This is a genomic window from Bradyrhizobium sp. ARR65 (genome assembly GCF_000472385.1).
Classification (GTDB): domain Bacteria; phylum Pseudomonadota; class Alphaproteobacteria; order Rhizobiales; family Xanthobacteraceae; genus Bradyrhizobium.
The window spans coordinates 25079-48221 of sequence record NZ_AWZU01000055.1; the positions used below are offsets into that span (position 1 = coordinate 25079).

Consider the following 23143-nt stretch of genomic DNA (forward strand, 5'->3'; position numbering starts at 1 on the left):
CTATTTTTCTGCCAGTTGTTGCCGATCTGGCCGCTTGCCGGGAACACAGGACTATCGATGCCGCCGCTGTAGACTGACGGACCGTAGGGACTACTGAAGGATTGTCGCACGTAACCACCGCCGACGTGCCCGCCTATATATCCTCCGGACCAGCTCCACAGGGCGGGTGGCAATTGTACTGCTGGCTCAAGGTCTGCCGAATTGGCTGCACCGCTTGCGACCAGCGCAATCGTTGTCGCTCCCCAAGATCGCATCAAACACTCCGCAGCGCTTTCCAGATCCACAACCGAGCGTCTTCGAGCTGGCATCGGTGATCGCACTGCGCATGAAGCAAGCAGCGTGCCGCTTGGAAATTGAGGGCGTCTCCCGTTACTTTGTACCCGGTGCATGCGTCAAGTTGTCGACAGTTGTCTTGAAGCTGACAATCACGCTGTAGCGTCCGACAGTATGCTGCGCAGCAGAAAGCCGCCTTTCCGGCTGCAGCAGTAAAGAGACTTTTGTTGGTCTGGACAGAATTTTGATCTAACCTATCGATGGTCATGCGAAATGGTGAAAGCCAATGGATATTACCGACGAGCGGAGCCGGGCCCGATGCTGGGCCCGTCTACCCGCACAGGGATCGCACCGGCTACGCCGCCGTTATCGAAGTCCGGTTCATTGGAAAATCGTCACGAGCGATCAGTCACGCAACCCAGCACCCGCAGGAAAAGCTCGTCATCAGCGTCTTCCAGCTAACGATAGTAATAGTCCGGCTCCGGCTTCTTCATAGTGCTAAGCGGCTTTGCCGCAACATTATTCGTACCGGTTCTGCTCTAGGCGGTGAGACGAAAGCCTCCTTGACGCGCGAAAAGGAGTTGCCGAGCAAGCATCTCGTGGAGGCTAAGCGAAAGCGCTACTCACAACTCAATTCCGGCTTGGAAAGTCGCATAGGTACGCCCTTTCGGGTGGACTGGACGTCGTCTGCGCGTCCACACCAAACGTTTCTGAGCGCGTTTTCGTGTGCACCAAGGCGGACGACTGCGAATGGTTCTGCGTGCCCACGACTCGTTACGCCGCCCATAGCGATCTCGTTATAGCCAAAAGCGTCAAAACGTTTGAACACTTAACGACTGCCCTTCAGCGCCTGTGCAAACACTGCCGGGCTCGTGGAAACGGTAACACGCGTCTGTGTTGCTTCTCGCACAGTCGATGTCACCGCTTCGGCGCCGTAGGCATCTGCAGCCCGAGCGCCAACTGCGCTTTCATGAGGAGAGCACCAAACCATAGTCCAGACGCCCACAAATGCAGGAAATCACAAGCCGGAACGAGTCTCTGGGCGCGTTGGTTGTGGGTGCCATGCAGACTTTCGCGTGTCTACTACAAGATCCGGTAGGTGCCAACGCCGACTTGAGGCCCTAGCGTCCGGCCACGTTCCCATACCGATCTTCGAGGAAGCAGCAGTGAACCCAAAAGACGGGAAGCTGACAGCCGGCAAAACGGCACACTATGACTGGCAGACACCAGGGTGGCTACGCAATGCATACCCTCAATCAGGATCATCAGTGTTCTGATTTGAGGGCCCCAGAAGGCGGTGAATGGGGGCGCGTGTGCCTACGGGACATCTATCCGGCAAAAACCAGTTTGTGGAACATCAACCGATCGACGCGATCACGGCGATCGATAGCCTTGCAAGATCGGATCCGGAGAGAATTGCGCTGAGGTGCGGCGCAGCCGAACTCACCTACAAGGCGCTGAGATTAAGATCGGATGCCCTCGCAAGGAGGTTACGAGCGCATGGCGCTCACGGCGTGGTCGTCGGCTATTGGGGTGAGCGGGACCTCGACTGGGCGACGGCGGTCGTTGCCATTTTGAAGGCCGGATCAACGTACCTACCACTCGATCCATCGTTACCGGCTTCGCGTATATCCTTCATGATTGAGCAGAGTCGCAGTGCTCTGATTATTGGCCCAGGCCAGCAGGATTCGCTCAGCCTGTTCCAGGCGAGCGGCAAAGGCAGCACGCAATTTGTGCCGATAGCGGCGGCGCCTCGTGAGAGCCGGACTTCGTCTTTCGTGCCATCATCGAGCGCGGATGCACTCGCCTACATTCTGTTTACGTCTGGTTCGACGGGCCAGCCTAAGGGCGCAATGATCGCGCGCGCAGCCCTCAACAATCATTTGGCGGCAAAGATTGATGCCCTAACCCTCACTCGGACGGATTGCATCGCGCAGACGGCATCACACGGCTTTGACATCTCGCTGTGGCAGCTTCTGGCAGGGCTTTGCGTCGGAGGCCGTATCGCGATCATTGATGATGCGACACTAAAATCGCCAGTATCCCTTCTCAAAGCAATTCAAGAATACGGCGTGACGGTTGTCCAATTCGTTCCGTCGATGCTTGCGATATTTGTTGAATGCCTGCAGCCGCTTGCGGCGGCTGAGCGAGCTCTGGACAGTTTGCGAATTATTTCTACGGTTGGAGAACCTCTAACACCCGGACTGGCGCGCGCGTGGCTTGCCTTATATCCGCGGGTCCCCATTCTCAACCACTACGGGCCGACCGAGTGCGCGGACGGCGTTACGCATAATCTGGTTTCCGTACCGCCCGCGGTGGCTGACACTTATGTGCCGATCGGCAAGCCGATTGCTAACCTTGAGGTTTATATCGCCGACGGATCGCGGCTGTGCAACACGGGAGAGGTTGGCGAAATCTGTGTTAGCGGCGTCGGTGTCGCTGCTGGTTACGTCAATGACGATGTCCGCACCAAGGATGCCTTTGGGCCAAACCCGTTCTCGAACGACCCGTCGTTCCGGCGCCTATACAGGACAGGTGATCTCGGGCGCGTTCGTTCCGATGGCCTTTTGGAATGTCTCGGTCGACAGGACCGTCAGGTCAAAATCCGCGGGCACAGAATTGAGCTGGGGGAAATCGAGGCCCGCCTCTCCGCTCATCATTCGGTACATGGCGCCGTCGCAGTCGCCTCCGTCGGCGCAGGCGTCAAGCTTACGGCGCGAGACATAACCAGTGCCGAGGGGGAAACTGGATCAGGGCGCCTCATCGCCTATGTGTCAGCTCCGGCTGAAGTGACGGAAGGCGAGCTTCAGAGCTTTCTTGCCGAAGCGCTTCCCACCTACATGCTCCCAGAAAGGATCATCCACGTCGGCGGTATTCCACGGACCAGAAACGGAAAGGTCGATTTTGGCGCATTGCCAGACCCGACCAGTGTTCGCCCTCCATTGCCGACGCCATTCGAGGGGCCGCAAACAGAGCTCGAAGCCCAGCTGTGTCAAATTTGGTCCGGCGTTCTGCGTATTGAGAACATCGGCGTGGACGACCAGTTCATAAGCCTCGGCGGAGACTCGCTCCGGGCAATGCTCATATTGGGCCAACTGCAGACCCAGCTCGGAGTGAGAACGGATTTCAGGCTGGTTCTGAATGGAACGATACGATCGCTTGCGGCTTCGATCTCGGCCCGAGCCGAATTGAAACCGTGCACGGCCCCGACGTACGGAAAGCTCACGCGATCGCCGCTGACGCGAGTTCAGGAGCACCTGTGGTTTCTCTCCCAGCTCGATCCGTCTGCAAGGAACTATATCATTCAAGGCGGCCTGCGAATAAGAGGCATCCTCGATCTGGCCGCGTTCAATCGCGCCTGGTCCGATGTCGTTCATTTCCATCAGGCACTTTCGGCACGCTTTATCGACGAGGACGGTCCGGTTCAGCTTTTTGATGCCCCGCCATGCGCAACTCTTGAATTGACTGATGCATCTCATCTGACGCCGCAGGAAGCTGAGGAACTGATCGCGGAGTTACGGCGAACCGAGCTGAACGGCAGCTTTGATCTCAGTCAAGGCCATCTGTTTCGCGCGCGCATGATCCGTTTTGGCCCTGACAACCATCTCATACTGATCACAGCTCATGAAATTATTATCGATGCCTGGTCGATCTCTGTTCTGCTCAGGGACCTTCGACAAGCGTACGGAGATGCTGCGGCGTTTCTGCCAGAGAGCCGCGCGTCGCTCTCGACCTACGCGGTCTGGGAAACGCAACACGCGACTCCAGAGGCGCTGGCCAACCAACGTAGCTATTGGCGCCGCCAGATCGGTGATGATCCGCCGGTGCTTTCGCTGGTAATGGGACGAGCGCGGCCGCAGGCAAATTCCTACCGCGGCGCCTCGCATGCGATGCTGCTTGGCGGCGAGCTCTCCGATCAAGTACGGGAGTTTGCGCGCCGACATAGGTGCACCACGTCGACAACCCTTCTGGCATGTTTCAAGCTGCTGCTGCGGATGTATAGCGGTCAGGACGATATTATCGTTGGCATACCGCACGTCGTACGGGATCAACCTGGCAGCGCCGACATTGTTGGCTTCTTCCTGAATATGCTGCCAATCCGCACGGCGATCGATGTCGACCAGTCCTTTGCTGTTCATGCCTTGCGCATCCAGGGCCTGGTCAGCGATGCCATCGCAAATTCGGCATATCCGTTCGGCTGGATGGTAAGGGATACCCGGCTTTATCGCGACGCGGGACGATCGCCGATCTTTCAGGTCATGTTCAACATGTACTCCGAGGCCGCGGAGCCGCTTGGCCAACATGAGTTGGATCTGACATTCCGCGAATACGATACCGGCTATGTAAAATTCGATCTGACCTTGTACGCGCAAGATCAGGGCGATGAAATTGCCCTCCAGCTAGCGTATGCGGAAGACATATTTTCCAGCGATCTGATTGTCCGCATGGCCGACAATCTGCGCTGTCTGATTGCAGCCTGCGTTGAGAAGCCGCTTGGGCCCATCAAAGATCTGAGCTGCCTCAGCGCGACGGACGTCGCTATCCTGGACTCGCTGGATGGCTGGGCGCCGCGATATGAGACTGAGTGTCCGCTTCTCGAGGCGTTCGAGCAAATCAGCGCCTCTCATCGCAACCAGGTGGCATATTTTGGTGATTTCGGCGAGATCACATTTGGCCACCTGCGTGAGCGCGTAACGGCAATTAAGTCGTTACTGCGAGCTTCTGACATGGGGGCTGGCGATATGGTCGCCATGCTGGTCGATCGGTCGCCTGACGTGGCCGCTGTTATTCTTGCGGCGCGAGCCTTGCAGTCCATCATTGTCCCCATATCGCCGGATTATCCGCGTGATCGGATCGAACATATCCTGCGAGATAGTCAGGCAAAGCTTTTGGTTCACGCAAGTACCGCTGACCTTGGTTTTGACATTCCATCGATTTGCCTATTGACCCTAGAATTGCGCGGCGCGCCCGCGCACGAGCTTGCGTGCAGCGACAAACCATCAGATCAGGAAATTGCAAGCCTTATATACACCTCGTCCTCAACCGGGAAGGCGAAGGGGGTTCTTATACCGGAATCGGCAATTCTCAATCGACTGAACTGGATGTGGCGAAGCGCTCCCTTCGACCGTGCCGATGTGATGGTTGTCCAGAAGTCCGCATCACTTGTTGCGTCCGCTTGGGAGTACTTTGGGGGGCTTCTGAGAGGCGTGTCCACGCTGATCCTGACCCGAAAGGAGTTGCTGGATCCAGATCTGTTGTTGAGCACGTTGGCGAGACATCGCGTGACACACTTGTTTGCCTCGCCGTCACTCCTCTCCGGCCTCATTGCTGCCCAAGAACGGCAGCCGCGATCGACTGCCTTGCGTTTGGTCACAAGCAGCGCCGAACCGATGCCTTCCTCGCTCCCCGTTCGCTGGCGTGCGCATTTCCCGAACGTGCCGTTGTGGAACTTCTATGGGGCTACGGAATGTGCATCCAACGCCGCAGCCTACAAAACGTCGGATGCCGACAACGGCTCGTCGCTCGTCCCCGTTGGGCGTCCAATCGATAACGTCAAACTCTACGTGCTCGATGCCCGGTTGAAGAGAGTTCCCGTCGGAGCCGCCGGCGAACTCTGCATCGCGGGCCGCTGCGTGAGCGCTGGGTACTGGCGGGATCAGGAGCGGACAAATCGGTGTTTCGTACCGAATCCTTATGGTGACGGCCAATACAGCGTTCTTTATCGAAGTGGCGATATCGCACGCATCTCAACCAGCGGACTTCTCGAGATTTGCGGTCGATCGGACAACCAGATCAAGGTACGGGGCTATCGTATTGAGCTGGAGGAGGTCGAAAAGGCCCTTGAATCTCATCCGGCAATCGCAAAGGCCGCGGTCGTCGCAGAAGACATGGATGACAATCGTCGCTTGACCGCCAGCGTGATTCCCGCTCGCGACGGTCTAAGCTCTGGAGATATTGTCGCCCACCTGCGCCACACATTGCCGTCCTACATGATTCCCGCCGTCTTCCGTTTTGTTGATAGTATCCCCCTTACGACGAACGGGAAGATAGATCGTGCTCGCCTGTCGTCCATTTCTTACCGCGAGGTCGGGCCTGCGCCGTCTGCTGAGCCCCGCACGAGGAAGGAGCGCGTTCTTGCTGGGATCTGGCAGGATCTGTTAGGCGTCAAATGGGTCGGAATTGATCAGAGCTTCTTTGATATCGGTGGACACTCGCTTCTGAGCGTGCGCTGCGTCACGCTGGCGCGCAACGCGGGGCTGAATTTTACGGTTGACCAACTCTACCGAACGCCGACCATTAGGGAATTGGCGGCAGACGGAGCGGCGGTTACACTCGATACCGTCCCTTCTGCGGATGGCTCATTGCCAGTTACCCCCGCTATCGCATCTTGGAATCCTCTTGTCGGCTCCGATGAACACTACAACATAGGCGATCTGTTCTTCTTGCCAGGCGGGGTCCTGAATATCCAGATTCTGGAGCGCGCCCTTGCCCATGTCATGGATAGGCACGAAGGCCTCAGGCTCCGTGTTGCCCGAGCCGACGATGGTCTACGTCTGACGATCGGAGCTTCCGTGGCCGAACGTCTGGTAGAGGAGATCAATCTTATCGGAATGACCAGCCTGCGGCAGCGTAGGGCCATCGAGAGCATCTCAGCAAAACGTCAACATATGTTTCGGTTTGACGGCCGGACGCCTCTTGTTAACGTCACGGTATTCCGTACGTCAGAGAGCGGCGATTACTATCTGCTGGTCCTGATGCATCATTTCGTAGCGGACGGGATAGGCTATCGACTGTTCTTGGAAGCATTGGATGCGGCGTACAACGCCCTTGCCTCAGGCCACGCCGCGAGTAGTCCCGAGAGCATACAAATGCTCTCTCCATGGCTGAAGCGCCTTGAGCACTACGCGAACAGCGAAGCGCCAGCCGAGCTCGACTACTGGGAGAGCATTGACTACCATCAGTTCAATTTGCACCTCAGCGACCCATCACCGGGCGCCGCGAGCTTTTCGAAAGTGACCGCGAGGGAGCTTCACTACGCGCGACTTGAAGGTCGCATGGATGAAGCGAATTGCCGATCCCTTTGGGAAGATCAGGCCAGGTACCACCTTGAGATTGACAAAGAAGCGACAGCTGATCTCTTCAATATTGTAGCCGGATCGGCGCGTTGTCAGGACATTGACGTGTTTCTTGCTGCCATATCTGGCGCCTGCGGACGCGTTTTCGGCAACTATTCGCTCTGGATCGATAGCCTTACCTCGACCCGAGGTCGGCTGTTTGGCGATGTCGATCCATCGCAGATCATCGGTCATATCAGCGAACTCGTTCCGCTTCCCTTGAGTCTCACCGGAACGGAGCCGCGCCTCGATCGTGCTCGTTTAATCTACCGCCAGCGCAATGCCATGCCGCGCAGGGGAATCGGCTTTCGGGCCATGAAGTTCCTGAACCGAGATCCATCGGTGCGGAGCCGGATCGATTGTCTGCCCTTACCCAAAATAGGATTGAATTATCGAGCGGGTTTGCAGCGCCATTTTCCACGCCGTCTCTTAGCCAAGGATCCTTCTCCACTCTGGATCGGCGAAGACATGGATGAGGCGGCCGTGAGTCACCTATTCTGGTTCGATGTCGGATATCAAGCCGGCCATCTACAGATCGAGACGAGGTACGATCCAACCCAGGTCGGTTATGAGGCGACCCGTAAGCTTTGCACGGTGTTGCAACAGGAGCTTTTGCAGACGATCAGCGAATTCGGAAGCGCTGGCGACACTGTCATCCATGAATGAGCCGGATGCGGAATTCGCCGTCGAGAGCGATCGCGATGTGATGGCAAAGGAGAAACAGCAGATCGATCTATCGGATCCCAATCTGACGAGCCTTATCCTGCGGCTCGCCATTCCGTCAATTGTTGGCTTATCGATCAACTCGTTCCAGCAGGTTGTCAACGCGATCTTTGTTGGCGCACTTGGCTCCCAGGCGATCGCAGCTGTTAGCATGACCTTGCCTGTCGTGATCCTGCTTACGGCAGTCGGTCAGGGGATCGGTGTTGGAACAGCGTCGTTCATATCTCGTCATCTTGGTGCAGGTGAGTACCTGGAGGCGAGTCGAGGCGCGAGTACTGCACTCGCGCTCGCCGCTCCGATCGGTGTCATGTCTACGGCTGCTCTGCTTCCAAACCTGCGAGGGATCTTCGTAACGCTCGGGGCGACTCCAACCATCATGCCCGTGGCGCTCGACTATGCGTCGACGCTTTTGTTCGGGTACACCCTGATGCTTCTAAACATCGTCAATGGCTTCATCGTCAGAGCCGAGGGCAATACACGATTCAGCATGTGGACGATGATTACCGCCTTCATGCTGAACGCTGTGCTCGATCCGGCCTTCATCTTCTTACTGAACCTCGGTGTGCGAGGCGCAGCCCTCGCAACGCTGGTATCTCAGATCACCGCTATTAGCCTCTATATAGCGTATTTTTCGAGGCTGCGCGGGATAGTCCTCGTCAATATATCTCACGTCTCATTGCGAGCAGATCGCATCAGACAGATCGCGTCCATAGGAGCGCCAGCGACCATGACCAGTATTTTATCTGCCATTGCCTTTATGCTCTTGTACGGTGCTGCTGCTCCGTTCGGCGACGATTCCATCGCGGCCGTGGGAATAGCTGTGCGATTGCTGACGATCGGCGCACTGCCTGTCATTGGCTTTTGTATAGGCTCTCAAGCTGTCCTGGGTTTCGGTTGGGGCGCACGCGCCTTTGCTCGCGTAGTGAAGGCCGCGAAGTTCATGCTCTCCATGACTGTCGCCCTTGCAGTTGCGTATTCTGCGGCCGTTGTGATTTTTGCCAAACCTTTGGTCAGGCTGTTCAGCGATAGCGAAAAGGTCACGGAAATCGCCGTATCGACCTGCATCGTCTTCCATCTCTTTTTTGGCCTTTTTGGCGTTGAGAGTTTCGTGGCGGCGATGCTTCAGTCGTTCGGGAGAGCACGCCTTAGTGTGATTGTGTGCTGGGCGAGGCAGGGCTATCTCTTCATACCGGCCGTACTGTTGTTTCCGGTCGTATGGGGTTTCAACGGACTGTTGGCAAGTCAAGCAATCGCTGAGCTGGGCGCCGGAATGATCGCGCTGTTTGTGATGTTCCACCAGTTCGCAGAGCTCAGACGAGCGCTCCGGCACCCTCAGGGGAGTATGCATCCGCACGATCAGACCTAGACCCGCGGCGCTCACAAATGCTCCCGCTGCAGCAAGGAACGCCACCGCACGAACTTGTCGTTGGTAAAGAACGCGGCAGGCGGTCACGGCCCCTCTAATTCGACCGGAGCCGCCATTATGGTCCATCATAGGGCCCCTTTTTGAAATTTTCTGTACGAAACGATCAAATCTGAAGTCAAAGGGGCACAGTGGGGCAAGAAACAAGAGTTTTCGTTCGTTACGTACCGTATCTGTCGGAGCAAAGCCCTCCATCTTGCCATAATGTCTGCCCGGGCGCGCGCGCCCAACTCAGGCCTCCTCTGTTGGACAAAGGTCCTACATGAACAATGACGGCAAGTAGGAAACTGCATGAAGCATTTCTGGTGACAGACGAATAGCGAGAGCAGGAGCGCCCGTAAGCAAGAGAGTGCGCGCCTGAACAGCTGCTTATGTGCCTTTCTGTTGTCCTACGCACCGTCATAGAGAGCGTCGAGAATTAAAATCGGAACGCCCGTGGGTCTCTAAGCGACCCGGCGAATCACAAATCCGCGGAAAACGAACGTTGCATAGTCACGCGTGCCTATCGGCAGCGTGGCTTCCCGTTTCCAGCGCGGGCTGACCACGTCTCCTCTGTATGGGCGTTCCTGATTTCTAGTCAGAACTCTTAAGTGTTTACTCATCGCCGCAGGCAGGCGTGTCTTCTAATCTCAGGCCTGAGGAGTTTGGGTTTTCTTCGTTGCGGCAGAGGGCTCGGAAAATTCCGAGAGAACGATGGTAGACGATTCTTCTCTTACACTAACAGATGATATCAGGATTTATGTAATCGGCGACATCCACGGTCGCTCGGATTTGCTCGATAAAATTGCCGATCTCATCAAACAGGATCTTGCCGACCGCCCTGCCGCGGAGGCACTCACGGTGACGTTGGGAGATTACGTTGACCGGGGCCCGGATTCGCGGGGCGTCCTCGACCGGCTTACGCGAAACGCGTTCCCCACGCCGTATGTCCCGCTCAAAGGCAACCACGAGGAGATGCTCCAGCTGTTCCTGATGGACCCGGAAATCGGCGCCGACTGGAGACGCTGGGGTGGGCTCGAGACTATTCAGTCCTATGGCGTAGCAGTCAGCACGCTCATGGTCGGAAGAGGGATCGAGGAGGCGTCTAGAGCCTTTCGCGCCGCAGTCCCCGACGAGCATGTTGCGTTTCTCTCATCGCTGAAGCTCTCGATTTCCGCTGGCAGATACTTTCTATGCCACGCCGGTGTGCGGCCTGGTATCCCGCTCGACCAGCAGCGGCCAACCGATCTGCTCTGGATTCGAGACGAGTTCCTTAGCAGTAAAATCAACTTTGGTAAGATCATCATTCACGGGCACTCACCTGTCGAGGAGCCCGAGATACTTCCCAACCGAATTAACTTGGATACGGGTGCATTTGCGAGCGGTCGCTTGAGCTGCCTTGTGTTGGAGGGGGACGCTCGGAGGTGTCTGCAGGCGAGCTAGGGCAAAAACGGTATTGCCTATGGCCACGCCAACCATGGCCCTGCCGTCGTGCAATCCCCACTGCGCCGAATTTGCCTGTCCAAAACGAACAATTCAACCTCCTAGACCAGTGCGGCGTGACCTGGCCGGCCGAAATTGCGCGACGTTCTTGAACGCGATCGCGAACTGCGGGAACAGTGTGGAAGGTGTGAGAGGGAAAGGGATTGTATCGCGAAGCGATCAAATACAATAGACGAGCGCCATTCATGCGCAAGGAAACGCGCAATGCTTGGCTTTGATTCATTTTGGAGTGATGCGACCGACATAAGGCTGGTGCACTGTATATGTATATGAACTTCGCGCTCGAGCCCTACAAGACGAGGAATCAGGATGTCACGTTTGACGGACAGCGAACTGGAGCAAATCTCGGATTTGCTGGCGAGCGGTAGTGTGGGAAACGCACGCAAGATCGGTCGCTTACTGAGCCGAGAGCCGATGGAAAGAGCTCGAGAAGGCCGAGATCACCTGCCAATGGCCATCAGCCGATTACTTCGGAGGGCGATTCCAGATTCGTAGGGGAGGCGTATGCTCAAGAACACACTATCCTTCCCCTCGACTCTTATGAACCCATGCCGCGCATCGCGCGCTCTATCCGAGATCGGCCTCGTTTGCTCGTGGTGCGGGGCGCTGACCCGAATGTAACGCTTTCTGATGGCTCATAGCCTCGTCAAATATGTGGAGTCATTTCGTCGTGGGACCGGTACAAGAGAGTACGCGTGTCATGACCATCGCGATAAGCTGGACGCAAGCGGTCCGGGAGATCACAAGAGTGCACCCCTGCCAAGCTCCCTAGATACAAGGGGCTGCCAAGGACGGCTCAGGCGAGAATTACTGGAATTCCTCGACAACGATAGAAGAAGTCAGATCAGTTGGGCAGCTGATGATGGCCGACTGCCCGTCGCCTCGATCGTGACCACGACCGACTGCACGATCGCTGCAAGCGTACCGCGTCTGGATCGCGGTCGAACTGACGCCTGCTTTTCGCAGCGTCTTGTCATAGGCCTCCACGCAGGCGCTGCACCCGTTAATGGCACTTCCTGGCAGCGACTACAGCTCGAAATCGGCCTTGTCCACGGCCGGATTTCCGATCACGTTCATGCGCAGCCGCGCCGGCGTCATCTTGTATTCCGGATTAGAAATGACGTGAACGAAGCGTTAAGAGACATTATTCATTGCCATCACTGACGCTGCCGATTTGCGCCGCTGGATAGCCGCCGGGGTCATCACGACGGCAGCAGCTGATCTATTGCGGCAATCACCTGTTGGTTGCGGGTCGGATCGGGGCGGCCGGCAATAACCTATATTTGCTCTGGGTCGAGAGCGTCTCATCCGCGAGCAAAGACGTCAGATTTAATGTGACGCCTTTTGCAAACGCGGGAGTCCGATCGTGCAACTGCTCGATCGACATCATACGTCAGGCAACTTTCAGCGTTTCGCCGCCGATCTCGCGGTTGCAGGCGCAGAGCTCGCCCGTTTGCAATGCATCCAGAACGCGTAAAGTGTCCGCAGGGCTGCGGCCGACATTCAGATTTGTGGCATAGACGTGTTGGATCACGTTATCGGGATCGACGATGAACGTGTAGCGGTAGGCGACGCCATCAGGCGAGCGGACCTCAAGACCATCGACCAGCGCGCCGTTCGTATCTGCAAACTGCCAGATCGGCAGACGGTGCAGGTCCTTGTGTTCGCGCCGCCAGGCGAGTTTGCAGAACTCGTTGTCGGTCGATCCGCCCAGCACGACCGCATCACGGTCGGCAAAATCCTTCGATAGGCGGGCGAACTCGGCAATCTCGGTCGGGCAGACGAACGTGAAATCCTTCGGGTAGAAGAAGATGATTTTCCATTTCCCGGGGAAGCTGTCCTCCGTGAGCGTCTCGAAGGCGCTTTGCCCCTCTTCCTCCTGCACGTGAAAGCCGGGCTTCACGCCCGTGATTTCGAACGAAGGCAATCTAGTTCCAATTCCAACCATAGTATCCTCACAAGGCCGCTTGGCGCGCTGGTGATTTCGCGAATCTGAGCAGGCAAGCGATGTGCCACTAGGCCCCGTTCTTGCATTGGCGGAAACGCAACAATCGGACGCTTATTGAAGGCATCCGAACGAAAGGTTCCGATTAGTTCGTCGTACGTTGCCCATCTTTGAATGGTTGGCCGAAGCGGATTGAGGCCGATCAACCATTGGCACGGGTGTGCTCAACGGTACGTCGGGCCCGCATAACGCGTTCGTAGATGCCGCAGGGTGAGAGTCGCTCCTGCTGACACGGCGACGCCTTTGGGGCGATCTCGGTAATGTTTTGCAATCAGCGGCGTAGCTGAATTCTCGTTTCAGGCGGCGGCGCTTGCCTCTGCAGAATCTGCAGCTGGCGTGCAAGCGTGCGTCGGCGGCAGTATCGGTTCAGCCGAGACGAGCGAAACGTGTTTGAGCTGCGCGAATACGTCCATTCCTTCCTTGAGCCCTAGTGAATCAAAGGAGAAGCGCGTGATGCGCGCCAAAATCTCCGCACCCGAGCCCCCGGTACCGAGCGCAAGTACTAACGTGACCTCTGACGTCGCGAGCGACAAACAAGCTTTAATGCGCGCTGGGAAGACGTTGAGGACTGAGCTTGCACGCGGTGCATCACGTGAGACGCTAACGTCGAGGGCCGCGATACGCAGCCGTTGCCGAAAGCCGGGGGCAAGGGGAGGCGCCGGCACCAATAGCCTTGCACCTTTCACGCGCAGGATGAGCAAGCCATAGCGGCCGTCATAGCCCCCGACAGCCGCATCAAGGCTGACGGCGGCTTCGCGGCTCACGACGAGCGGCGAGGCTGGATCAGTCTGCAACGAATACAGAGGTCCGGCCGCGGTCACGACCCCTCGCTCCATCAGCACGAGATGGTCGGCAAAGCGGTCTATATCGGCCATGTCATGGCTGATGTAGATCATTGGTAGAGCGAGCCTCTCACGCAGGCGCTCTATGGCCGCCACCATGTCCTGCTTGGCCCACCGGTCAAGCAAAGCTAGTGGCTCATCCAACACAAGCAGCCTGGGTTGCGACAACAGCGCGCGGCCAATGGCCACTCGCTGCCGTTCGCCGCTCGAGATATACGAAGGAGAGTGATCGAGCAGCGGCGCTAAACTAAGGCATTCCACGACTTGTTCAAACGAGATGGGTGTCGGTTCGGGTTTGGGCGCTCCGTAAAGCAAGTTGCGCTTGACCGACAAATGCGGAAAAAGGCTCGCCTCGTGCGACACATAGCCAATAGCGCGCAAATGCGGTCGGCGGAACGTGGTCTCATCCTGCCACACCTCGCCATCGATGGCGCAGAAACCCGTCGGCAAATGCTCGAGGCCTGCGATGCAGCGCGCAATTGTCGACTTGCCACACTCGGGCGGCCCAAAAATCGCGGTCACGCCTTTCGTGGGCACGCTGAACTGCGTATCGAGCGCAAGGCAGCCGAGCTGGCCCTTAAAGGCGATTTCAATGCGGCCTGGCATCGCGAGCCTCACCTGCTGCTCCTTCGGCTGCATGTGTTGATTGTGGTCACGGTGAGGATGACAGCAAGAGAAAATACCAGCATGCCACCAGCAAGCCAGCTTGCTTCGCGCCAGCGCGAGGCCTGCACATAATCGATGAGAAATGCCGACACCACCTTGGTGCGTCCAGGAATGTTGCCGCCGATTATCAGAACGGCTCCGAAGGTGCCGATCGTATTCGCAAAGCCAAGCAGGCCAGCAGTGATAAAGTTGGGACGCGCCAAGGGCAGGGCGACTGTGAAGAAGGCACGCAAGGGAGAGGCGCGCAGAGTGGCCGCAACCTCCAGCGGACGGTCGCCCATCGCAATAAAGGCGTTCTGGATCTGTTGGACCACGAGGGGCAGCCCGGAAAGGACCGATCCGACCACGATGCCCGCAAAGGTGAAGGCGAGGCTTCGCGCGCCCCAGAAAGATGCGAGGGCGCCGCCAGGCCCGTGAGGCCCAAGCAACATGAGTAGGCAGAAGCCGAGTGCAGTCTGCGGTAGCACCAGCGGCAGCATGACAACGGTGCCAACCACCTGGGCCAACATTGTCTTCGAGCGTGCCAGCCACCACGCAAGCGGCGTGCCTACGATCAAGAGAATCGTGGTCGTCAAGATCGCGAGCTCGATAGTGAGTCTGATGGACTCACACAGCTCGGCGGAAAAACCATCCATGCACATCAACTCTAGCTCTTGTGCGCCCGCTCACAAAGCGCAGTGATCACTGGCTTCCCGTTCTGCGAAAGTCGGGGGCCTTGCCTTTTGGTCGGGGCCAATGTTCGACCGAACGGCGGATTGCTGGATGGCCTCGTACGGCCGATGTCGCACCGGCCGGCGCGAAAGCTATCGGGTGAACGATGCTAGGTCCTGGTTCGTCGCCGAGCGGAGGGTGGTAGGGACCGTGAGCTTGACGCTCTCCGATTGCAGCTCGTCCTAGCAAAAGCCGGATCAAAATCTTTGAAATCGGTTGCGCGGATATCATGGGGTACTCCTGGGCTACGAGGCTAGCGAGCGCTTGGGCTGCACGGGGCTTTCCACCACCTCATCAGAGCAATCGGCGTGCCGCTCACTGAACGTCGACTGATGGCGCCTTAAGGACACAGATCATGCCAGTGAGCGGGGGTCCTTTGTCAGGTTTCCCACAGTGACGCGTCCGAAACGACACGCGAATGGCACGCCAAGATGGCGACTTTGAAATCAGGTCAGGTTGAGAGCTACCAATAAAGACTTGAACGGACGTCTCAAGGAAGCCGGCAAAGAGGAAGCCAAGAACGAGTATCCGACCCCATGGAAAGCGACCTCCAATGCGTCCGCTTGATGAGCTTGCATCAGCGCGCCACCGCCAGAACCCAATCTGGCTCGCCTCGCACCAATCGTGCCGCATTTTAGGGACTGAGCGGCCTTGAGCCGCTCTTGGCGGCCGCGCCGTTCGATTCTCGATTCGCACTCGCTCCGCGAGCCTTGACCAGGACTGATTCCCGGGACAGCCGCCGGTTCGTCAGGTTCTCGACAGCTAGCCCAGCTAGCAAACACGTATATCCATGGTGCGGGATGGCCGCTGATCGCACCAGAAGAACATGGCTAAGTCGGTCATCGCCTTGTGGGAGGGCGGGGCGGCCTATTGGGGACGTAGAGTGGTTTGTGCTGTGACGCCGGAGACCTCGAGAAGGGCGATGCTGAGCTGAACTCCGAATCTCCGTCGGTCTGCCGCCTTTTCGTAGGCAGATCCGAGCCAAACTTGAGATTGGCCTATAACTTGAGTCCAGCTCATGCTTTGAGTGGAAAACAATCCTTCTATCCGGCGCCTGACCTTCAGCCATTTGTCGAGCCGGAAGCGAGGGATTACCAGGCCTTCGCTACTCAATATCGGGGAGTTCATCGGAAGACGTCTGGACCGACCGTCTTCAAGAGGCCTTCTCGTGTGTGATCGACATACTCCAGAACCTCTCCTGAAACGAGGAGGTCCCAATGATCTATTTGATTCGGGGGGAGCGCTACACGACCGAAAACTTACACCGAGGTGAAGGGCTCCTCCATTGCACGCAAGCTGGTTGAACCAGACGCCCTGGCGCAAATTCAACGATCAGGTTGAACGCTGATTACTTGAACCAAGCATCGGGCGCTACTGCTCATGGTCATTCAAGGGACAGTTATGCCGGCCGCGATGAAGCATATGGCGCAGTCTCTGCTGATCAGGGCAATCGACGGACTGGGGAATGATGGTGCATTCCTTGCTTTAGGAGAAAAACAAGCACCAACTCTGCGGATAGCTTTCAAGGAGGCTGCTGATTGTCGGACTTCCGACATCCAGCCGGACAAAGCTGCCAAGAGGACAATGAGATAGGTGTGTGAGGGCGGTCCCGTTCATCCGGTGACCGTCGCAATTCAATTCATATGGGCGAGGAAGCGTCATGAGAGCCATTACAACTGCGAGCCCCGGGCGGGCGTATCAACCCTGGTACAATATCTTGTACGTCCAGGTTCTGTTCGCGATCGTGCTCGGTGTAGTGGTCGGCTGGGTCTGGCCCCATCTTGCGACCAATGACTGGATCAAGGCGCTCGGCGACGGCTTCATCAAGCTGATCAAGATGGTGATCGCGCCGATCATCTTCTGCACGGTGGTCTCGGGCATTGCGCACATCCAGGATGCGCGCAAGGTTGGCCGTGTCGGCATCAAGGCCCTGGTCTATTTCGAGATCGTCTCGACCTTTGCGCTGGTCATCGGCCTGATCATGGGCAACCTGTTCCAGATCGGCCATGGCCTCGCCGCCAAGCCGGACGCCGCCGCGGTCCAGACCTATGTCGATCAGGCCAAGGCGACGAAGTCCGTCGATTTCGTCCTCAACATCATTCCCGATAGCGTGGTCGGCGCGCTCGCGCGGGGCGACATTCTGCAGGTGCTCTTGTTCGCGATCCTGTTTGGCTTCGCGTTGATGGCAATGGGCGAGAAAGCCGATCGGCTGCGCTCGCTTATCGACGATACCGCGCACGCGGTGTTCGGCGTGATCGGCATCGTCATGAAAGCGGCGCCTCTCGGCGCCTTCGGCGCGATGGCCTTCACGATCGGCAAATACGGTCCCGCCGCGCTCGGCAACCTGATCGGGCTCATTGCCCTGTTCTATGCGACCGCCGGGCTGTTCGTGGTGATCGTGCTCGGCCTGATCGCGCGCTTTGTCGGGTTTTCCATCTTCAAGTTCATCGCCTATCTCAAGGACGAGCTCCTGATCGTGGTCGGCACGAGCTCGTCGGAAAGCGCACTGCCGCAGCTGATGGAGAAGCTGGAGCGGCTCGGCTGCTCCAAATCGGTGGTCGGCCTTGTGGTGCCCACGGGCTATTCCTTCAATCTCGATGGCACCAACATCTATATGACTTTGGCGACCCTGTTCATCGCACAGGCGCTCGGCATCGATCTCACCTTCAGCCAGCAGCTGACCATCCTCGTGGTGGCGATGCTGACCTCGAAGGGTGCGAGCGGCGTCACGGGCGCGGGGTTCATCACGCTCGCGGCGACGCTCTCGGTCGTCAATCCGGCGCTGGTGGCGGGCATGGCCATCGTGTTCTCGATCGACAAGTTCATGAGCGAAGTGCGCGCGCTCACCAACATCACCGGCAATGGCGTCGCCGCGGTGTTCGTGTCGTGGTGGGAGGGCGAACTCGACCACGCCACGCTGCAGACGGCGCTGAAGCGGCGAATCGATCCGAGCGACTTCGAGACGCCAAGAAGAGAAAATAGGATTCCGCGTTCTGTTGCTCAGGGCGAATAGAAAATGGGTGCGGCGCAAACTCGACGGTCACGGTGAGTCAAGCAGGCTGGCAGCAACGTCGACGGTCAATTGGAATTGCCCCGCGATCGGGCAGCGGACTCGCTCGGGGAAGCGCCGGAAACGGGGCCTTGATCCCGCTGCCAGCAAAGCTGCCCTCGGTCTTGGGGCGGTTGGCTGATGTTCAGGGCGTGTGACTGCGAACAACAGATTTCAGCTTAAAAATCTTTCCAACCCGCGCGGAAATCAGCAAATGCAGCGCGCATGTGCCCCTCGTCATCTATTCACTCTTCAATTCAGGTTTTCAACTTGATCATGCGGCCGCAGCGTCTCTCAAATACGAATAGCCTCGGGCGGGGTAAGGCATTTTGTTTGTCGCCGCTGATGCATTGGGCGAGCGCGCGTCGGTACTGGCGAAGGCAGGGGTAGTGACAGACTGCGCATAACGATCGCAGTGCAGGCTCCTCCACTGCGCGAAGCGCCCAGTTGTGTGCTGTCTCGGACACCAACGCAACATCGGTACCTTTAGCGAGCTTGTTTAAGCGTGCTCATGCCCTTAACGCTCGAACACGTTCTTGGCATGGCGCTTGCTATTGATGAAAAGAACACCGAGCGCAGTTTGCGGGCAACCTGCCAGATCCCGTGTCTCAACACTTCGGGACACTCGCGTAGCTCGAGCGCTTCGACGATCGATTGGGAGAACGAACAGATGGTGCTGCGCATGGACTCCCCAGCTCCGCCCATAAAGGTGGAGAACTGGCTGCGTGGGCAGCCCCTGACGACTTTTGAGTCGGGTAAAATCTATATCGTCGAATTTTGGGCAACCTGGTGCCGACCATGCGTCGCGGCAATGCCTCATCTGATCCGGCTACAAGAGACCTACAAAGACAGCGGAGTGGAGGTTATCGGAATTGCGGCGGCTGAGCGAGCTGAAACGGTGCAAGAGGCCCGAACCAAGTTGGAGACGTGGTTAAACGAGAAGTTCTCGAATCTGAATTATAGAATCGGATTCGACTCGACTGGCGAGATGAACAGGCTTTGGATGGAGGCCAGCTTTTCTGTCGGGATTCCTACCTCATTTGTGCTCGATCGTGACGGTCGTATCGCCTTCATCGGTCATCCGGAACAACTCAATGACGTTTTGCCGAAAGTATTAGACGGTAGCTGGCGAACCAGCGATGAAGGGAAAACCGCTGATAGTGAGCGGATTGCGGAAAGTGAACGCAAGACGGGTGAACTGAAGCGTAAGCGAGCATTGATTGAACCGATCTTGGCCAAACTGCGGCCGGCCATGAAGGCCGAGGACTGGGCGGCGGCTCTTTCGGCGGTCAAGGAGCTCGTCGCCGTCATGCCGGGAGAAATCAATTTCCGTGTAGTCCAGGCGGATCTTCTGCTTCACAAGATAGGTGATATCCAGAACGGCGTGCCGGTGATGCGACAACTCGTTCGGGACGCAATCGAGCGAAACTCCGAGGTGTGGATGGCCGGAGCTATGCGTCAACTCTTCGATCCGGCGAATGACAATTCCCAGTTCCCGCAGGCCGAGCGGTTTGCGATCGGCAAAGAATTGTCCGAACACATTCTGAAACTGGATCCTCCAGAACGCTGCGACGGCCCCAAGTTCCTGTCATATGGTGCGGTTGCTCAGTATCACCACGAGATCGGACAGAAGGGGCGTGCGATCGCCTTGGTCGAGGTGGCGCTGAAGTCGCTGGATGGCGCGCAACCTATTCCCGACGAATTGAAACATCACGCGCGGTCGGGATTGCTCCAGGCTCTTGCCGACTACAAGGGGCAGAAGGCGTGCCATGGCATGCAGTGTGCGCTTTCGGAAACAAAGAATCAGACGGTCTCAAACCCGATTGGCCGCAAGAGGAAACAGAAGACGCACTGAGGTTTTCCTCGGGCCCGTCCGAGCATCTATGGATGCGACTGGCGAATAAGCGACACCAACCGGATTGTTGGTTCGAACGCAAAATTGCTGCGTTCAGGAGCCATTGATGTTGGGCGTTTCGCGCGAGTGTCGCCGTTTGCCTCTGACACAAACAGAGACCGTTGGCATGAGTATTGGCGATACTGATATATGAGCCACTGACGAGGGCATGATCAGCTACTCGGCGATTGCCCTTTGTGGAGCCATTTCCATCGTGACACGTCGACCGAGTCAACTAGCCGAATGTTTGCGGCACTTGTATCTCATGGGATTCATGTTGCTCGCGGCCTCGTCTGTATTGGTGGTCGGCATACCTGGAGCCACGGCAGACGATTCGAATGATCGGCCTGATTATTTGGACGGTTTAATTGCTCATCCTAAGATTCGTGCCGATGATTTTCGAGTGAAGTTCCGTGCGCTCTATCTTTTGGGTGTCGAACAGTCGCAACGAGGTCCTGTGCTGACCGAACGGGTTGTGGACTTGTTCTGTGTCAATCGGGCCAAGGCTGATGGAACGGCCAATCCTCATCTGGCCACCGCGACCTTTCCAGCTCTGTCGCGTCTCCGCTGTCGAACGGGGCGGAGCAGCGATGAGCAGCCAAGTTACGTCAAGCACATCTCGCAAAAGGGGGCGGACAACCGAGCAGATCAAGTTGCCGCGTTCACTGCGGCTGGAGCTTTCAGGCAGGGTCGTCCGGAGCTCCATATGGATGGGCTTGTCAACTCGGTCCTGATCCCCAAACTACTTTCTGTGGGCCTCCGTAGTTTTACATCATCGAAGCGCAGGACAATTACATACACGCTAATCATGGCGCCAAATGCCAGCGGCAAGGCCTTTGGTCCTCGCGTGTATATGGACGTGCACAACCAAGGAATGGTGTGCGCGATTTCGCAGACGGACACCGAAACAATCTCCGCATTCCGGAACTCATTAGCTGACGCTTTCATTCAAGAGGCTGCGGATCCCGGTCGAGGACTTCCTAGCGTGAACGTCGACCAATCGATCGCGGACGACTGGGCCGTTAGCGCAATGAATAGCATTATGGCCCGTTGTATGGTTGTGAACAATGATAGGAGGGATCCAGCAGTATAGTAACGATCGACCTCACCACCCGAACGAGAAGGTCTCAATATTCATCGGCTCGGGCCGCCATCCGGAACAGCCAGTTCCAGCGAGAGTCTTCAAGCAATGTCGCCCACCGACCTGGATATCCACCCGCGCCCACGGCTTTGAAGCGTCAACTATATCGTCAACCATATGCGCGAGCCGTACTGTATGTCACGGCTCGTATCTTGCCGGTCAGCTCGCATCCGACAAGGTCGGACAGAGAACCGCCTACACCCCACTGGTGAAACAAGCCGGATGCCGATTGTCCTAGCTACGACACCCAGCGGCTTGGCTGCAGATCCATCGTTCGATTGAATCTCCTGTCCAATCAGGCTGCGTGTATGGGAGCGATGCTCGCGCGCTTGGGGCAGTCGATCACGCCAAGTTCTGGAAGATCTGCAGCCAGGGCCTCCCTCCGGAGCTTGAATGGTGGACAGCCTTATGCGGACTCCGCTTGCCGTTGGGTTCCTACGCTGGTCCTCTATGGGGAAACAGAACCTGACGAAGCCGCGGAGTTTTGAGGAATCTGGCGCAATCCAGAGCGGCCGTTGCCGTGACGATCTTGATCGCGCTGGAATAAGGCCACAGATCGTCGCCACTGCCAAATACATCGTTGGTAATGATGGGCGGTGGCGCCTCGCGCATTAATACCCTTGGAGCGGCGCTAGATCCCAAACTGCGAGGATTTGCCGTACCTGAAACGGGGTGTGTGGAAGCCAACCAGGCCCGACGCGACGGTCATGGGGGCTTGAACTCTACGTAGCGTCAGGTTGTACGGTCTGAGTCATACATGCGGCCATCGCTCTGAAGCTCATGATCATAAGGAGAGGCGTCAATCTCTGAAGACCTCAGTTGCGTTGGCGTATGTGGCTGTGCAGGCACGTCGCGTTGCGGTCGGGCATCTGCACGAGAGCATGCGGGCCAGCAACGCTGATTTCTCGGTTGCTGTTTGGGGGATCGTCGCCATTGGCCGTCCATGTTGTTGCGTTGAGCCGTGTCCGGTCTGAGACGTCAATGTCCCAGACCGGACAGTACGACGGCTGTATTCCAGCGCGAGAGCCACAGTGTTTCTTAAGGAAAGCAGGTAAACGCCATTGGCACGTCGGCTGCTTGAGATGCTGGCCTTTCGTTATGTCGATGACGGGTCTCGCAGCCCCGTCTAAGAGTTTAGATGAAACTTGCTCGATCAACTCCAATCAGTGCCATACTGGTGCTGTCGCGTAGGTCGTGCGTGGCCGTCGTTAGGTCTCATAGTTGCGATGTTGCTGCCGGCATTGGTGGGCGGTCTCGCCGGCTTTTGGCCTTGCTGTATCAGGAGAACGGCTAGTGGCCGTTGTTGCCGCCCGCCAGTTGAGGTCGCCTGCGCTCAGGCGGCGCAGTCGCGTGCTCCGTCATCCGGTCCGCATGGCCCGCTGCAGCCTCCTCGCCAGACTGATCTTGGGGTTCATTCTCACCGGAGCGATCGGGCTCGGCCTCACCACGGCTGCCGCCGCGCAAAGCTTCACCTACAATCCGCGCCCGGCGCGGCCCGTGCCGCCGCGCATTGCCAACGACAACCAGATGCTGGTCCAGGCCAACGAGGTGGACTACGACTACAACAATTCGCGGGTGTCGGCGGTCGGCAACGTGCAGTTGTTCTACAACGGCACCAGCGTCGAGGCCGACAAGGTCATCTACGATCAGAAGACCAAGCGGCTGCATGCCGAAGGCAACATCCGCATGACGGATGCCGACGGCAAGATCACCTATGCCAACATCATGGATCTGAGCGACGACTATCGCGACGGCTTTGTCGATTCGCTGCGCGTCGACACCGCGGACCAGACCCGGATGGCGGCGACCCGCGCCGATC

Annotated in this window: 10 protein-coding genes and 1 pseudogene; 7 read left to right on the forward strand and 4 right to left on the reverse strand. The window is 57.5% G+C overall.

Annotation, left to right across the window (positions count from 1 at the left end):
* Positions 1 to 1574 precede the first annotated feature (1574 nt).
* From F758_RS0136680 to F758_RS0136690, 3 genes are all read left to right on the forward strand, one after another.
* The gene (locus tag F758_RS0136680) at positions 1575 to 8054 is read left to right on the forward strand and encodes a non-ribosomal peptide synthetase (RefSeq protein WP_024512515.1); all 6480 of its coding nucleotides are present in this window, start codon (positions 1575 to 1577) and stop codon (positions 8052 to 8054) included.
* Positions 8047 to 9477: an MATE family efflux transporter gene (locus F758_RS0136685; protein WP_024512516.1), complete on the forward strand. Its 1431-nt coding sequence runs from the start codon at positions 8047 to 8049 to the stop codon at positions 9475 to 9477. The genes F758_RS0136680 and F758_RS0136685 overlap by 8 nt, the downstream gene beginning before the upstream one ends.
* Before the next feature lie 750 nt (positions 9478 to 10227).
* Entirely contained in the window at positions 10228 to 10956 is a 729-nt protein-coding gene (locus tag F758_RS0136690) for a metallophosphoesterase family protein (RefSeq protein WP_024512517.1), read from the forward strand.
* 899 nt (positions 10957 to 11855) lie between these two features.
* Here the strand turns inward: F758_RS0136690 and F758_RS45410 are convergent.
* From F758_RS45410 to modB, 4 genes and pseudogenes are all read right to left on the reverse strand, one after another.
* Positions 11856 to 12403: pseudogene (locus tag F758_RS45410) on the reverse strand (carboxymuconolactone decarboxylase family protein).
* A 6-nt stretch (positions 12404 to 12409) separates the two neighbouring features.
* Positions 12410 to 12964, reverse strand: coding sequence for a peroxiredoxin (locus F758_RS0136705; protein WP_024512518.1), 555 nt, complete (start codon positions 12962 to 12964; stop codon positions 12410 to 12412).
* A gap of 353 nt (positions 12965 to 13317) precedes the next feature.
* Complete coding sequence (gene modC / locus F758_RS0136710; protein WP_063614989.1) at positions 13318 to 14502, reverse strand: molybdenum ABC transporter ATP-binding protein; 1185 nt, start codon at positions 14500 to 14502, stop codon at positions 13318 to 13320.
* Entirely contained in the window at positions 14478 to 15164 is a 687-nt protein-coding gene (gene modB / locus F758_RS0136715; RefSeq protein WP_024512520.1) for a molybdate ABC transporter permease subunit, read from the reverse strand. Before modB ends, modC begins: the two co-directional genes overlap by 25 nt.
* Before the next feature lie 1736 nt (positions 15165 to 16900).
* Here modB and dctA point away from each other — a divergent pair.
* The 4 genes from dctA to F758_RS0136745 all read left to right on the forward strand — a co-directional run.
* A complete protein-coding gene (dctA, locus tag F758_RS0136725; protein WP_024512522.1) occupies positions 16901 to 18253 on the forward strand; it encodes a C4-dicarboxylate transporter DctA in 1353 nt (450 codons plus the stop codon).
* A gap of 547 nt (positions 18254 to 18800) precedes the next feature.
* A complete protein-coding gene (locus F758_RS0136730) occupies positions 18801 to 20144 on the forward strand; it encodes a TlpA disulfide reductase family protein (protein WP_502689206.1) in 1344 nt (447 codons plus the stop codon).
* A gap of 208 nt (positions 20145 to 20352) precedes the next feature.
* On the forward strand, positions 20353 to 21276 hold the full coding sequence (locus F758_RS0136735) for a hypothetical protein (RefSeq protein WP_024512524.1): 924 nt from the start codon (positions 20353 to 20355) through the stop codon (positions 21274 to 21276).
* Positions 21277 to 22617: 1341 nt separating this feature from the next.
* Positions 22618 to 23143 (forward strand): LptA/OstA family protein (locus tag F758_RS0136745; RefSeq protein WP_198026650.1); only part of this gene is annotated, 526 nt, incomplete at its 3' end.

What these genes read in the sequence shown, in the direction of transcription:
- modC (WP_063614989.1), bottom strand. Translation starts at nt 14,502, where the DNA reads ATGCAGCCGAAGGAGCAGCAGGTGAGGCTCGCGATGCCAGGCCGCATT.
- F758_RS0136690 (WP_024512517.1), top strand. Translation starts at nt 10,228, where the DNA reads ATGGTAGACGATTCTTCTCTTACACTAACAGATGATATCAGGATTTAT.
- F758_RS0136705 (WP_024512518.1), bottom strand. Translation starts at nt 12,964, where the DNA reads ATGGTTGGAATTGGAACTAGATTGCCTTCGTTCGAAATCACGGGCGTG.
- F758_RS0136735 (WP_024512524.1), top strand. Translation starts at nt 20,353, where the DNA reads ATGATCAGCTACTCGGCGATTGCCCTTTGTGGAGCCATTTCCATCGTG.
- F758_RS0136685 (WP_024512516.1), top strand. Translation starts at nt 8,047, where the DNA reads ATGAATGAGCCGGATGCGGAATTCGCCGTCGAGAGCGATCGCGATGTG.
- dctA (WP_024512522.1), top strand. Translation starts at nt 16,901, where the DNA reads ATGAGAGCCATTACAACTGCGAGCCCCGGGCGGGCGTATCAACCCTGG.
- modB (WP_024512520.1), bottom strand. Translation starts at nt 15,164, where the DNA reads ATGGATGGTTTTTCCGCCGAGCTGTGTGAGTCCATCAGACTCACTATC.
- F758_RS0136730 (WP_502689206.1), top strand. Translation starts at nt 18,801, where the DNA reads ATGCCCTTAACGCTCGAACACGTTCTTGGCATGGCGCTTGCTATTGAT.
- F758_RS0136680 (WP_024512515.1), top strand. Translation starts at nt 1,575, where the DNA reads ATGGGGGCGCGTGTGCCTACGGGACATCTATCCGGCAAAAACCAGTTT.